The following is a 14,058-nucleotide window of genomic DNA, read 5'->3' as shown; positions in this document are numbered from 1 at the left end:
ATGGATATATTAGACGAATTTGATATTAGCATCATTAAAGAATTAGAAAAAGATGGCAGAATGGCTTTTTCTGCAATCGCTGCTAATTTAAAGATCTCAAATACTATGGTACATCAACGTATTAATCGAATGGTCGAGCAAGGTGTTATTGCAGGTATAAAACCCATTATTCAGGAAAAAAAAATAGGGTATGACTGGGCATCTTTTACGGGAATTACGCTAAACAAAGATTCTGATTCTGACCGGATTATTGAAGCTCTCAAAGATATTCCTGAAATTACAGAATGTTATTATGTAACAGGATCTTTTACACTTTATATCAAGATCATTGCAACAAACCACGAGCATATGCGAAGAATTCTTTATGAAAAAATCGACAGCATTCCCGGTATCGCCAAGACAGATTCTATTATTGAATTAGGTTGTGCTTTTAAACGCAATATTACCTTGTAATAACATCAAATAATCATGTTCGATTACCCAAAAATACTAAAGTTACTTTTTCTCATTTGCTGCATCAATTCTCAGATTTCGGCACAAAAAATGAATCAAAAAGAAATCAGTCGTCTGGAGAAATTAGCGCAACAGGTTTCTGTTATCCGCGATAAATGGGGAACTCCGCATGTGTATGGAAAAACGGATGCTGATGCTGTTTTCGGATTATTATATGCGCAATGCGAAGATGATTTTAAACGCATTGAGATGAATTATATTGAAAAACTCGGCAGGCTTTCAGAAATAAAAGGGCAATCCGTTTTATATAATGATTTAGAAATCCGACTTTTGATTGATACTGAAGAAGCAAAATCAGATTATAAAAAAGCACCTCTCTGGCTTAAAAAACTTTTGAATAGTTACGCTGATGCCATCAATTTCTATTTATACAAAAATCCACAAATAAAACCCGCGCTTTTAACCCATTTCGAACCTTGGTTTCCGTTACTCTGGACAGACGGAAGTATTGGCGCCATAAGTACGGCAGATCTTTCTACAGGAGAATTAAAAGCATTTTATTCCGGTAATAATGATAAAGTAGCTTACGTTGAAAGAGAGAAAAATGTACAAACCGGATCGAATGGCTTTGCCTTTTCTCCTTCTAAAACTGCTGACGGAAATACTATTTTATACATTAATCCCCATACTACTTTTTATTTCAGGCCTGAAGTTCAAATAACAAGTGAGGAAGGATTGAATGTTTATGGAGCCGTAACATGGGGACAATTTTTTATTTATCAGGGTTTTAATGATAATTGCGGATGGATGCACACTTCATCAAACGTAGATGTCGCGGATATGTATGCGGAGAAAATCACCAATAAAAACAATAAATTATATTATGAATTTGATAAAAAGCTTTTGCCCGTTATCGAAAAAGAAATCGTAATAAAGTATACCGAAGGCGGAAAACTGATTCCCAAAAAATTCAAAACCTATTACACCAATAATGGTCCTGTTATGGCCAAACGAGATGGAAAATGGATTAGTTTAAAATCGAATAACAGGTCGATGACAAGTTTGATCCAGAGTTGGGTCAGAACCAAATCAACTAGTTTTGACGATTATAAAAAAGCAATGGATTTAAAAGCAAATACATCCAACAATACCGTATATGCAGATAATAAAGGAAACATTGCATACTGGCATGGCAATTTTATCCCTGTAAGAGACAAAAGTCTCAATTGGTCTAAAGTAGTCGACGGATCGATCTCTTCTACACAATGGAAAGGTTTGCATGAAGTCAACGAAACTGTCCATATTTATAATCCTGTAAATGGCTGGCTGCAAAATTGCAATTCAACTCCTTATACTGCTGCCGGAGAAAATAGTCCTAAAAGAGAGAATTATTTGCCTTATATGGCACCTGACGGAGAAAACTTCAGGGGAATAAATGCCGTTAGAATTTTTAGTAAAGGCAACAAATATACTCTGAACAAGGTAATTGCTGACGGATACGATACTAAACTATCTATTTTTGAAATTTTGATTCCAAGCCTTATTACTGTTTTCGAAAAAAATATTAAAACTACAGATCCGGATTATACGGAACTTAATGAAGCAATTTCGATCTTAAAAAATTGGGATTATTATGCGAGAGAAAATTCGATCGCAACGACATTAGCGGTAGAATGGGCTTATAACTTAGACCCCATTATCTTAAAAGCTTATATTGATGAAGGTCAGGTAGATCAGGTTGAAAACACCAAAAATTTTGCTGCAAATGCAACCGTAAAACAACTCATACCGCAATTACAGGAAGTTTTAAAAGATTTAAAATCAAAATGGGGATCCTGGAAAGTAGCTTGGGGAGAAATAAACCGTTTTCAGCGTACCAGTGGTGATATTGATCTAAAATACGACGACTCTAAACCAAGTTTACCAATTGCTTTTGGTCCGGGTTCCTGGGGAAGTTTACCTTCTTTTAAAAGCAGTTATCAAAATGGTTCAAAAAAACGTTACGGATATAATGGCAATAGTTTTGTTTGTGCCGTTGAATTTGGTTCAAAAATAAAAGCAAAATCATTATTAGCGGGAGGAAATAGCGGTGATCCTAATTCAAAACATTTTAATGATCAGGCCGAAATGTATCAAAATGGAGAATTTAAAGAAGTCTTGTTTTATAAAGAAGATGTTATTAAAAACGCCGGGAAAACATATCATCCCGGCGAATGATTTTTAGGGTATAAAGTAACTTACACGAACCTCGAAAGAAATACATTTCGGGGTTTTTTTGTAACATAATATTTCTGATATTTGTTTAAAATTGTATTATTATGAAAAATTCAGCACTTGTATTAGTCGCTACCATACTGTTTTCGAACACTATAGAAGCACAATTAAAATCTGTAAAATATACAGATGGTTCTCAGGCATTAAATGGATTATTTGCAAAATCAGCTAAAAAAAGCAATCAGAATCCAGGGATTTTATTGCTGCCAGCCTGGCTTGGAATTGACAAAGCATCAAAGGATATTGCCGAAAACTTATCTAAATTAGGTTACAATGTTTTCATCGCTGATATTTATGGCGAAGGTAATTATCCCACAAATACAACCGAAGCCGGAAAGCAAGCCGGTTATTATAAAAAGAACTACGAAATTTACCAAAAGCGTATTAATGCTGCTTTACAGGAATTGATAAAATCTGGCGCAAATGCTGATAATATTGTCGCTATTGGATATTGTTTTGGAGGAACCGGAGTACTTGAGGCAGCACGAGGACATTTGAACCTAAAAGGCGTGGTATCTTTTCACGGAGGTCTGGGTAAAGATGCAGCCCGTAAAGTTGAGCCAATTACGTCAAAAGTTTTGGTTTGTCATGGTGCAGATGATCCGTTTGAATCTGCAGCAGAAATTACTGCTTTTCAGCAAGAAATGCGTGACTCAAAAGCCGATTGGCAAATGATTTATTACGCAAATGCAGTTCACTCTTTTACAAATCCCGAAGCTGGAAACGATAACTCAAAAGGGGCAGCTTACAATGCAGTTGCAGCAAAAAGATCATTTGAGCATTTACAGCTTTTCCTGAATGAGGTATTGAAAAAATAAACTTTTGAATAACTCACAGATGTTACGGGTTAAACGGATTATTTAATAAAATATTCGCATTAATTAGTAGAATTCGTGGCAAAAAACCAGTGCAAACCCCTTTAAATCCTTAAAATTAGTGAACAAGAATTAACAACCAAAACCAAACCAACCAAACCAATGTCACACAGTCCGATTAGAAAAGATAAAACCTGCCTGAATTGCCGGCACGTTGTCGAACAAAATTTCTGTCCAAATTGCGGACAGGAAAATACAGATAGCAGAAAAACATTTCATCATTTATTTATTCATTTTTTTGAAGATCTGACGCATTACGAAAATGCCTTTTGGAAAACCATTCGCAATCTGCTTTTTAAACCCGCTACATTAACCAAAGAATATCTTTCAGGAAAAAGATTGTCCTACCTGGCTCCCGTCCGGCTTTATATCTTTATTAGTTTTATTACTTTTTTAATGATCGCTTTGTTTCCCGGCGAAAGCAAACCCATTGTAACTTCAGATAAAAATCACACAAAAAGTCAAAAAGAAATTCCTAAAAACATCTTTACAGGAGATTTAAGTGATCTTAAACCGGGTGCTGAATTTGACAGTTTTACAAAAAATGTCGATTCTATACAAAAGTTTGCTCCAAAAGAAAAGAAACTTGATGGCTTTAGTTATTGGATTATAAAAAAGGTTAAATATGTAAAAGATCATAATACCAAGAAGGAAATAATAGAAAAATTTACGGAGTCATTTGTTCATAATATCCCCAAAGTATTGTTCATTATAATGCCATTTTTTGCTTTCTTTTTATGGGTTTTTCACAATAAAAGAAAATGGTATTACTTTGACCATGGCATTTTTACACTGCATTATTTTTCATTCCTGCTTTTAATGTTTCTCATTTTATTTATAATCCAAAAACTGATTGGGTTATTTGGAGAAGATAATCCGTTGACTTTTATTTCTGATATAGCTGATTTTGTGGGATTTATATGGATGAGTTATTATTTTTATCCTGCACACCATCGTTTTTATGGAGAGACCAGATGGGTATCATTTCTAAAAAGTGTCGCTTTGTTTTTTATTAACTCCTTTTTTATTCTATTTTTACTAATCATATATGCTTTTTATACATTTCTAAACTTACATTAAACAACAATGAAAAAACTTATAATTCTATTATTAATCGGTACTGCTTTTTCTTGCAAGAGTCTTCAGTCGACTGCATCAAAAGACAATTCTGATCCAAGCAAATACATAAAAGCAATTAGCGAAAAAGATCTTAAAACAATGTTATATGTAGTTGCTTCTGATGAAATGGAAGGCCGCGAAACGGGATCTAAAGGACAGAAAAAAGCAGGCCTTTATATGATTGAACAGTACAAAAAAAGTGGAATTTCTTTTCCTAAAGGAGCAACAGATTATTACCAACATATTCCGGCTTCTTTCCTGAACGCGAGACGAAACGAAAATTTACCGGATTCAGAAAATATCTGGGCTTACATTGAAGGTTCTGAAAAACCGAATGAAGTGCTTGTAATTTCTGCACATTATGATCACGTAGGAATAAAAAACGGCGAGGTTTATAACGGAGCTGACGACGATGGTTCCGGAACTGTAGCTGTAATAGAAATGGCAAAAGCATTTGCAAAAGCTAAAAAAGACGGACATGGACCAAAACGTTCGATCCTTTTTCTACACGTAACCGGTGAAGAACATGGTTTACACGGATCACGTTATTATTCTGAAAATCCTTTGTTTCCAATAGCAAATACTATTGCAGATATTAATATTGATATGATTGGTCGTCGTGACGTAGAGCATGCTCAAACCAATAACTATGTGTATGTAATTGGAGCTGACAGACTTTCAACGGATTTACACAATATTGTGGTAGCTCAAAACGAAAAATATGCCAAATTAGACTTGGATTTTAAGTTTAATGACCCAAAAGATCCAAATCATTTCTATGAGCGTTCTGATCATTATAACTTTGCAAAATTTGGAATCCCGGCCGTTTTCTTCTTCAACGGAGTCCACGAAGATTACCATGGAAAAGGTGATGAACCTCAAAAAATCGAATATGATGCTTTGACAAAAAGAACTCAATTAGCATTCTCAATCGCCTGGGATTTAGCCAATAGAGAGAATAGACCGGTAGTTGATAAAAAATAGTTGCAAAGTTTCAGAGGTACAAAGTTACAAAGGTTCAAAAATTTCTCTAAGAATCAAACATGTTACGGACTGGCTAAAATCACAAAAAGGGATGAGTTTTAAAACTCATCCCTTTTTTATATTGTAGATTTCAAAAAGAAAACCTCAGATCCTTTTTAACTTTGTACCTCTGAACCTTCCTCTAGTCATTCATAGAGATCAAAAACTCTTCATTATTTCTTGTTTTCTTGAAACGATCGTTTACAAAATCCATAGATTCCACCGGATTCATATCTGATAGATATTTACGCATGATCCACATTCTTTGTAATGTTTTCTCATCTAATAATAAATCATCACGACGTGTACTTGACGAAGTAAGATCAATTGCTGGGAAAATACGTTTGTTGGCGATTTTACGATCCAGTTGAAGCTCCATGTTACCGGTTCCTTTAAATTCTTCAAAGATAACCTCATCCATTTTAGAACCTGTTTCAGTCAATGCAGTTGCGATAATACTTAATGAACCGCCATTTTCTACATTTCTTGCTGCTCCAAAGAAACGTTTTGGTTTTTGTAATGCATTTGCATCAACACCACCACTTAAAACTTTTCCAGATGCTGGCTGAACAGTATTATAAGCTCTTGCCAAACGTGTAATCGAATCTAAAAGAATAACAACATCGTGACCACATTCTACCAGACGTTTTGCTTTTTCAAGAACGATATTTGCAATTTTCACGTGTTCTTGTGGTTCTCTGTCAAAAGTAGAAGCAATAACTTCTCCACGCACGCTACGCTGCATATCTGTAACCTCTTCAGGACGCTCATCGATCAAAAGAACAATAAGATAAACCTCAGGGTGATTTGCTGCAATTGCATTTGCAATGTCTTTTAATAACATTGTTTTACCTGTTTTAGGCTGAGCTACAATCATACCACGTTGTCCTTTACCAATTGGAGAAAACAAATCGATAATACGGGTTGAAACTGAGCTGCCTTTTTCGGCTAATTTAAATTTTTCTGAAGGGAAAACTGGTGTCAGGTGTTCAAAAGAAACTCTGTCGCGAACTACTTGCGGATCGTGACCATTGATTTTAAGTACACGAACCAAAGGAAAAAATTTCTCACCTTCTTTAGGAGGACGAACCACTCCTTTTACAGTATCTCCGGTTTTAAGACCAAATAATCTGATTTGTGAAGTTGATAAATAAATATCATCCGGTGAAGCTAAATAATTATAATCTGATGAACGTAAAAAACCATAACCGTCCGGCATCATTTCAAGAACACCTTCACTTTCGATAATTCCGTCAAATTCAAAGTCTGAATCTCTAAAATTATTTTTCTTGTTTTTATGATTTGGATTTTGATTCCCATTATTCCCATTTCCATTTCCGTTACCATTTGCATTTGGATTAGCGTTTGGATTAGGATTCTGATTTGCAGTTTGGTTAGGGTTCTGATTAGGATTAGGATTCAGATTCTGGTTTGGGTTCTTATTTTGGTTCGGATTAACCTTTTTAACCGCAACTGGTGCTTCTGTTTTTTCAGCAGTTAAAGTTTCTGCTACAGCTTCGCTTTCCGGAGTTACTTCCTTCGTGGCTTCTTTTTCTTTTTGCAAAGCGACTTTTTTCTCGTAAGCTGATTTATTAAATTTTACGATTTTTGGTCCTTTTTTCTCTGACACTGCATCCTCAGCCGTTTCCTGAACTTCAGGATTTTCCTGCTCTGCAACTATCTTTTCTTCTGCAGGTTGTTTAACTACAGGAGCTTGTTTCGTTTTAGGAGCTATTTTAGCTGCTGGAGCTTTTACAACTGCCGGAGTTTCTATTTTTTCAGGAGTTTCCTCTACTTTATCAAATTCTAATACTGGAGCATTTTTGCTAATAGGCGCTTTTTTTACAGGAACAATCCTTGCTCTTTTCGGCTTATCATCAACTTTTTCAGTTTCAGTTACAGCACTAGCAGGTGGTGCTATAGTGGTTTCCTGATGTGCTAAAATCTGGCTAATTAAGGCCTCTTTTTTGACACCGGTAAACTTTATAGTTTTAGCTAACTTAGCTATTTCTTGAAGCTCAGAAAGCTTCATTTCTTTTAATGCAGAAATATCAAACATGAATGTTCTATGAATTTAATTATTTTAACGGAAATACTGTAAAAAGAATAGGTAGATAATTGTTTTCGATTGACCGCAGTATGAAGTGCTTACGGTATTATGATGCAATAATACGAATAAAATTTAATCATACAATAGTATTTTAAAAAAAGAAAATATATTTTTGTAAAACAATTTTAGATCATGATACAACGAATTCAAACAGTATATTTAATTCTTACCTTTTTAATTACGGGGGTATTATTATTTTTTATTCCGCTTTGGACATTAAATAATGGTAAAACATTTTATTTTATGCAAGATCAGTTTTACACAATTTTGCTGGGATTAAGTACTATGCTTACTATCATAAGTATCATTTCATACAAGAAAAGACAAAATCAGTTTGTAATGGGCAGACTGAACATAATATTAAATTTAATTTTATTAGGATTGTTTGTATATCGCTCTCTAAATTTATCTGGAGAAACAGTTGCTGTTTCAGAGAAAGGTATTGGGATGTTTCTGCCAATTGTTGCTATCGTATTATTAGTTTTAGCTAATAAGGCCATCAAGAAGGATGAAGATCTCGTAAAATCTGTAGACCGTTTGAGATAAACCTATAAACTTAATTTTTTTGTGCGAAGAGAACCCGAATTTATAATTCGGGTTTTTTTGTATCTCTGTTTTTCAAAATCAACTTATAGAATTTAAAACAACTTTGTAAGATATTTTTTTCATAAATTTGCTTTTTAAGTTCCATAAAAAATCATGACACAAAAAATAAGGATACATCTTGCTGATGATCATCAAGTACTTATCGATGGCCTTACGAATTTACTCCAGACTGTAAACAACTTTGAGGTTGTAGGCAGCTCCTTAGACGGAACTACTGTTTATGATGATGTTATTATGGACAACGCCGATATTTTGATCCTGGATATAAGCATGCCTAAAAAAGATGGCATTGAAACACTAAAAGAATTCAGTAAGAAAGAGTTTCCCTGTAAAGTTATTATTTTATCCAGCTATGATGATCTAAAACTTATAAAGGAAGTAATGAAATTAGGCGCTAAAGGTTATCTCACAAAAAAATGTGCCGGCGAAAACATCATTGAAGCCATCGAAGCTGTCTATCAGAATCAGGAATATTTTTGTGATGCTGTCAGAGAAAAAATCTTTAACAGATTCACTCATAATAATCCTAAATTCAACAAGGATCTTTATGTTATGAATCCCATTTTAAGTGCTCGTGAAATCGAAATTACGATATTGATTTCACTCGAATATAGCAGCAAGGAAATTAGCGAGGAACTTTTTATCAGCATGAATACAGTTGAAACCCATCGAAAAAACATCATGAAAAAACTACAGATCAAAAGCACTATTGGTCTTGTAAAATATGCATTGAAAAATAATTTAATAAATCCTTAGTCACATTCAAAAAAATTAAATCTATTTCGTAATTCACAGTTGGTTTATGGCTTTAATCAGAGTTTTTATAGCATTTATTTTCTTCACTTCTATAGGCGGAAATACTATATTGAGTCAGCAAAAATCACTTGTAAACACTCATGAATCAAGTATTACAATTCAGGAGAATTTAAAGAAAACAACTGAAGCTAAAATTCAAAAAACTGAGCAATTACACAATAAAAAAATCGTCAGCCTTTCTATTGTTATTATAATTATACTTTGTTTTTTATTCTATTTCTTTTATCAAAACAACAAACTCAAACAAAAAATTAAACGCAAGGATACCAAGCAAAAAATATTGCTTAATATTATTAATGCAGGAATTGACAGCAATGAAATTGAACGCAAAAAAATCGCCTCATTTTTACATGACAATATTAATTCCTTGTTATCTTCTGTAGGCTTGCATTTAAACACTTTTACAGCACAAAATAATATAAAATCCGAAGAAATCCAGAAAGCAAAAACTATTTTACAAGAAGCGCATGATCTTTTACGAGATATGTCACATGATCTGATTCCAGCCCTTTTGGTTCGTTTTGGTTTAATCTTTGCGCTGGAGGATTTGTGTGAGAAAAACTCAAACTCCAGTATTAATTTTGCATTTTCAAGTAAAATCCCAACAGATAAAAGGTATACGGAAAAATTTGAAATGAAAGTCTATTTTATTGTTTCAGAACTTTTTAGTAACATTATAAAACATAGTGGTGCAAAAAAAGCCCACATTTTATTAGAAGAAAAAGAAAATAAATTCTGCATTATCATAAATGATGACGGAAAAGGTTTTAAGACCGAAAAACTAAATGAATCCGAGGGTTTTGGTCTAAACCAAATCAGAGCAAGAATTAAAAAATACAAAGGAAGCCTGTCAATTGTTTCAAAAGCAAATGAAGGCACTTTAATTAAAATTAAGATTCCGCTTCCTCATTAGCATGTACTACTTCTTACCGATTTCTATAATCTCCAGATCTTTTATTTTATCATCATCGATTACAAACCTCAGCATGGTTCGCACCTGGTGAAATCCACTTTTTCCTGCTGCACCGGGATTCATATGCAATAAATTATTCTTTTTATCGAACATTACTTTTAAAATATGTGAATGTCCGCAAATAAATAATTTAGGCGGATTTAAAGCCATTTCTTCCCTAATTGCAGGATTGTATTTTCCTGGATAACCGCCAATGTGAGTAATCCAGACAGCAACATTTTCGCATAAAAATCTGTTGTGCAAAGGAAATTCTAATCTGGCTTGTGCATCATCTATATTCCCGTAAACGCAACGCAAAGGTTTTAGCTTTTTTATGGTATCTGTAACATTCAAATCACCAATATCTCCGGCGTGCCAGACTTCATCTGCCTGATGAACATATTTTAAAATAGTATCATCAATATGACTGTGAGTATCGGAAAGCAAGAGGATTTTTTTCATTTTATTTGAAGGGCAAAGTTTCAGAGGCTCAAAGGTACAAAGGTTTTTTTTAAAGATGCTAAGGTTCTAAGTTGCTAAGATTCTAAGTTTTTTTATATAAAAAAATCCGATTGCTTTCGCAAATCGGATTTTCATATTTATGTTAGATGCGTTGTTTTTCACATATCTACATTTCACATCTAACCTTTTACATTTTACAACAATTACTGTTTCTTAGGATTCTTAACATCTTTAGAATCTTTGGTATCCATCATTTCCATTAGTTTTAATCCTAATAAGCCACTGATAGAGCCATCAGAACCGCTATTCCCTGAAATCAATACATCCGGAATTACTTTGATATTTCCTTTACCAATTTCCTCAGTTACTTTGTATCTGGTAAAATTGTCTCCACCCATTGCACTAACCTGAAGCTGGTATGATTCAGCAGTCGATTTACCAATTGCCATAATTTTCTCCGCTTCAGCAAGACCTGTTTTAGAAATTCTTTCTGCTTCTGCGCTTGCGTTTAGTTTCGTAGCTTCTGCCTGCGCTCCTGCTCTAGCTTTTGTAGCTTCGGCTTCGGCATTTGCGCGCATTTTTGTTGCTTCCGCTTCAGCGTTTACGTTTAGTTTTAAGCTGGTTGCATCTCCTTCTGCTTTTTTAACCGTTGCATCTGCAGTACGTTGTGCGATCTCAACACTTTGCGAAGCACGAACAATTTCTTTTTGCATATCTGCAATCGCAGTTTCTTTCTCCATTCCCTGACGCTGTTCTTGCGCCATTCTTTGGGTTTGATATGTTTTTTGTTCTTCTTCAGCCAGTTTTCTGTCCGTTAAGGTTTTCATCAATGAATCTGGCGGAACGATATCTCCAATCAAAGTATCTACAGCATTTACGTTATATTCGTCAAGCACTAATTTGATATGATTTTTAGCAGATTCCTGACGTTCTTTTCTTGTACTTAAAAAAGAAATCACATCGCTGTCCTGAGCCGAGTTTCTAAAATAGTTACCAATTGTAGGTTCTAAAACCTGAGAAACCAGATTATTCATGCTTCCAAAACGGGCAATTACTTTTGGCGCTTCGTTTGCCGGAACGTGAATAATTTGTGCCACATCAAGGTTAAATGGAAAACCATCTTTTGAACGAACAGTGATCGTAGAAAGATTTTTATCTAAATCATGCGATTCGCTTCTTGCATTTGCCCAGTTCAAAACTAAGTTGGTTGTTGGAACCGGTTCTAATTTTGTCGTATATTTATTCAATGCATATTTTCCTGGTCCAAAAGGTTCCATCCAGACACCACGTTGTCCTTTCGAAACAATATTTCCGTGTTTAAAAGTATCACCTGTAACATCTTGACCGTCTTCGCCAATGTAAGAAATCACCACTCCAACATATCCAATAGGCACATCTGTCATTGGGTTTTGTTCAATTAAAATCCCCCAGGTATTAATGTAGTATGAACCTGCTAACATTACCTGTGGCTGTAATCCACGGTTTCCGCCTTTGTCCAGAAATTTATCAAAATCCTGAAAGTTATTATGACCTTCAACAAATTTACCCGCAATTTGTCCTTGCGGAATTGGTTCTCCGTCAAGAGCCGTTACAATACCAATCATGTTCTCGTAGATTTTGATTTGATCTGCAATTACAATTTCAAACAAGAACGTATTTATACGATACGAACCTGTTGTAATAAAAGCTGTCTGACGCCCTTTTTGTCCGCCATTGTTTAAGAAAAAAGTAGCATCCTGAAAATTGTCACTGTCTACTTTTCTGGCTAAGATTCTCCCGGTTGGGATTTCCTGTCCGTCTTTACTTAAAACGAGTCCAATTTTACCTTCAGGTATAACTGTAAATCCGGTCATATCTATCGAATATTGCCAGATCCACATTCCCCAGTACAAACCCGGGGCAAGCGTTTTTGCCTGATATCCTGCTTCTCCTTTTGTCGCAATAATACGACCATCAGGAAGCGATTTATCCGCTCCAAACAAAACGAATTTTTTGGTCACTAAACCAATTTTATCTTCCGGAACCATTACCATCCCGAAGAAAACCCGTAAAATAAATTTGTAAAAAATAATGGAGAATAAGATTAAAATTATCCACCAATAAGAAGTAATTTCATTCATAATTTTTGGTTATATTAGATTACAAACATAGCAGAAATATTTCCTATTAAAATGAAATAATTTTAAAATTAACTATTGTCAGTTTTTTCAAAATAATGTTAAAAAAAGCCTTTGATTAAATCGTTGGAATTGTCAATTTCTGACACGATTTTTTACTGTGTAAACTATGATTTGTATTTTAGGTTTTAACAGTTTCTGGAAGAAGTTATAAAGGTGCAGAGATATTAAGGTGCAAAGGTTTTCTTTTTTAGATTTATTACAGCCTGTCTTTTTTGTATTCACATAGAAACCTGAAAGTTTTTAAAAATCTGTCAAGGTCCGGCAACGCTAAAACCTTTTTCGTTTTCTTACTTTAAATCTATCAAATGTTAGACGCACTGCTGTGCGCCTCTACGATATACATTTCGGAAAAACCTATGAACCTTTGTCCCTTTGTTTCTTTGAACCTTAAAAAGAAAAAAAACCTTTGTACCTTTGCACTTTAGAACCTCTTTACCTTAAAATGAGATATTTTATTCAATTTGCCTATAACGGAACACATTATCACGGTTGGCAATTTCAGCCCAATGCCTCTTCTGTTCAGGAAACTTTAAACAAAGCACTTTCGGTTTTATTAAATTCACCTATTAATGCAATGGGTGCCGGACGAACTGACACTGGTGTTCATGCAAGGGAAATGTATGCGCATTTTGATTTTGACACTTTAATAGATGTTCCGGTTTTAATACATAAACTCAACTCATACTTGCCAAAAGATATTGCGATTTTTGATATCAAATTAGTTCACGATGACGCTCATTGTAGATTTGACGCGACTAAGAGAACATATGAATATCATATCAATACTGTTAAAAATCCCTTTTCGGAAGAATTGAGTTGGTATTTTAACCAAAAATTAGACGTAGATTTGATGAATGAAGCCGCAAAAATCTTATTGAATCACACCGATTTTCAATGTTTTTCTAAAGTTAACACAGATGTAAACACTTTTGATTGCACGATTTTTGAGGCGTATTGGAAAACAGAAAACAAGAACTTAATTTTTACCATATCAGCAAATCGTTTTTTACGAAATATGGTTCGTTCTATTGTTGGCACTTTGGTAAATATTGGTTTACACAAAATATCTCTGACTGATTTTGAAAAAATCATTGCGAGTAAAAGCAGAGAAAAAGCCGGTTTCTCGGTTCCGGCACACGGATTATATTTAACCGAAATTGATTACGATTACATCATAAAATAGCCCTG

General features: G+C 34.3%; 12 protein-coding genes. 9 read left to right on the top strand and 3 right to left on the bottom strand.

The features are described 5' to 3' along the window. The 5 genes from RC62_RS14100 (at nucleotide 1) to RC62_RS14080 (ending at nucleotide 5,705) form a co-directional block, all read left to right on the top strand. Complete coding sequence (locus RC62_RS14100) at nucleotides 1–453, top strand: Lrp/AsnC family transcriptional regulator (RefSeq protein ID WP_055096212.1); 453 nt, start codon at nucleotides 1–3, stop codon at nucleotides 451–453. 90 nt (nucleotides 454–543) lie between these two features. Beyond that, the gene (locus tag RC62_RS14095; protein WP_245176831.1) at nucleotides 544–2,670 is read left to right on the top strand and encodes a penicillin acylase family protein; all 2,127 of its coding nucleotides are present in this window, start codon (nucleotides 544–546) and stop codon (nucleotides 2,668–2,670) included. A 101-nt stretch (nucleotides 2,671–2,771) separates the two neighbouring features. Beyond that, on the top strand, nucleotides 2,772–3,545 hold the full coding sequence (locus RC62_RS14090) for a dienelactone hydrolase family protein (protein WP_055096208.1): 774 nt from the start codon (nucleotides 2,772–2,774) through the stop codon (nucleotides 3,543–3,545). 159 nt (nucleotides 3,546–3,704) lie between these two features. Beyond that, nucleotides 3,705–4,682, top strand: a complete 978-nt coding sequence (locus RC62_RS14085; RefSeq protein WP_055096206.1) for a DUF3667 domain-containing protein — start codon at nucleotides 3,705–3,707, stop codon at nucleotides 4,680–4,682. A gap of 6 nt (nucleotides 4,683–4,688) precedes the next feature. Beyond that, entirely contained in the window at nucleotides 4,689–5,705 is a 1,017-nt protein-coding gene (locus RC62_RS14080; protein ID WP_055096204.1) for a M28 family peptidase, read from the top strand. Between the two features lie 181 nt (nucleotides 5,706–5,886). Here RC62_RS14080 and rho read toward each other — a convergent pair whose 3' ends face one another. Beyond that, nucleotides 5,887–7,803, bottom strand: a complete 1,917-nt coding sequence (gene rho, locus RC62_RS14075) for a transcription termination factor Rho (RefSeq protein ID WP_055096201.1) — start codon at nucleotides 7,801–7,803, stop codon at nucleotides 5,887–5,889. Nucleotides 7,804–7,986: 183 nt separating this feature from the next. On the opposite strand from rho, the gene RC62_RS14070 reads away from it, so the two are divergent. The 3 genes from RC62_RS14070 to RC62_RS14060 all read left to right on the top strand — a co-directional run bounded on the left by RC62_RS14070 (nucleotide 7,987) and on the right by RC62_RS14060 (nucleotide 10,189). Then, nucleotides 7,987–8,400 carry a DUF4293 domain-containing protein gene (locus RC62_RS14070; RefSeq protein ID WP_055096199.1) on the top strand — a complete coding sequence of 138 codons (414 nt, stop codon included), beginning with the start codon at nucleotides 7,987–7,989 and terminating at the stop codon, nucleotides 8,398–8,400. 153 nt (nucleotides 8,401–8,553) lie between these two features. Further along, the gene (locus RC62_RS14065) at nucleotides 8,554–9,216 is read left to right on the top strand and encodes a response regulator transcription factor (protein ID WP_055096197.1); all 663 of its coding nucleotides are present in this window, start codon (nucleotides 8,554–8,556) and stop codon (nucleotides 9,214–9,216) included. A 46-nt stretch (nucleotides 9,217–9,262) separates the two neighbouring features. Further along, nucleotides 9,263–10,189: a sensor histidine kinase gene (locus RC62_RS14060; protein ID WP_055096195.1), complete on the top strand. Its 927-nt coding sequence runs from the start codon at nucleotides 9,263–9,265 to the stop codon at nucleotides 10,187–10,189. 6 nt (nucleotides 10,190–10,195) lie between these two features. On the opposite strand, the gene RC62_RS14055 is transcribed toward RC62_RS14060, so the two are convergent. After that, nucleotides 10,196–10,690 carry a metallophosphoesterase family protein gene (locus RC62_RS14055; RefSeq protein ID WP_055096193.1) on the bottom strand — a complete coding sequence of 165 codons (495 nt, stop codon included), beginning with the start codon at nucleotides 10,688–10,690 and terminating at the stop codon, nucleotides 10,196–10,198. Nucleotides 10,691–10,893: 203 nt separating this feature from the next. Beyond that, nucleotides 10,894–12,810 (bottom strand): SPFH domain-containing protein, encoded by a 1,917-nt coding sequence (locus RC62_RS14050; protein WP_055096191.1) that lies wholly within the window; start codon nucleotides 12,808–12,810, stop codon nucleotides 10,894–10,896. Between the two features lie 502 nt (nucleotides 12,811–13,312). On the opposite strand from RC62_RS14050, the gene truA reads away from it, so the two are divergent. Beyond that, on the top strand, nucleotides 13,313–14,053 hold the full coding sequence (gene truA / locus RC62_RS14045; RefSeq protein WP_055096189.1) for a tRNA pseudouridine(38-40) synthase TruA: 741 nt from the start codon (nucleotides 13,313–13,315) through the stop codon (nucleotides 14,051–14,053). Nucleotides 14,054–14,058: the final 5 nt, after the last annotated feature.

The sequence above is a fragment of the Flavobacterium aquidurense genome, assembly GCF_001404985.1.
In the GTDB taxonomy this organism is placed as follows: Bacteria; Bacteroidota; Bacteroidia; order Flavobacteriales; family Flavobacteriaceae; genus Flavobacterium; species Flavobacterium aquidurense_B.
Note: the sequence above shows the minus strand (reverse complement) of the source record. Positions and strands in the feature narration are given on the sequence as shown.

What these genes read in the sequence shown, in the direction of transcription:
- RC62_RS14085 (WP_055096206.1), top strand. Translation starts at nt 3,705, where the DNA reads ATGTCACACAGTCCGATTAGAAAAGATAAAACCTGCCTGAATTGCCGG.
- rho (WP_055096201.1), bottom strand. Translation starts at nt 7,803, where the DNA reads ATGTTTGATATTTCTGCATTAAAAGAAATGAAGCTTTCTGAGCTTCAA.
- truA (WP_055096189.1), top strand. Translation starts at nt 13,313, where the DNA reads ATGAGATATTTTATTCAATTTGCCTATAACGGAACACATTATCACGGT.
- RC62_RS14065 (WP_055096197.1), top strand. Translation starts at nt 8,554, where the DNA reads ATGACACAAAAAATAAGGATACATCTTGCTGATGATCATCAAGTACTT.
- RC62_RS14100 (WP_055096212.1), top strand. Translation starts at nt 1, where the DNA reads ATGGATATATTAGACGAATTTGATATTAGCATCATTAAAGAATTAGAA.
- RC62_RS14080 (WP_055096204.1), top strand. Translation starts at nt 4,689, where the DNA reads ATGAAAAAACTTATAATTCTATTATTAATCGGTACTGCTTTTTCTTGC.
- RC62_RS14095 (WP_245176831.1), top strand. Translation starts at nt 544, where the DNA reads ATGAATCAAAAAGAAATCAGTCGTCTGGAGAAATTAGCGCAACAGGTT.
- RC62_RS14050 (WP_055096191.1), bottom strand. Translation starts at nt 12,810, where the DNA reads ATGAATGAAATTACTTCTTATTGGTGGATAATTTTAATCTTATTCTCC.
- RC62_RS14090 (WP_055096208.1), top strand. Translation starts at nt 2,772, where the DNA reads ATGAAAAATTCAGCACTTGTATTAGTCGCTACCATACTGTTTTCGAAC.
- RC62_RS14055 (WP_055096193.1), bottom strand. Translation starts at nt 10,690, where the DNA reads ATGAAAAAAATCCTCTTGCTTTCCGATACTCACAGTCATATTGATGAT.
- RC62_RS14060 (WP_055096195.1), top strand. Translation starts at nt 9,263, where the DNA reads ATGGCTTTAATCAGAGTTTTTATAGCATTTATTTTCTTCACTTCTATA.
- RC62_RS14070 (WP_055096199.1), top strand. Translation starts at nt 7,987, where the DNA reads ATGATACAACGAATTCAAACAGTATATTTAATTCTTACCTTTTTAATT.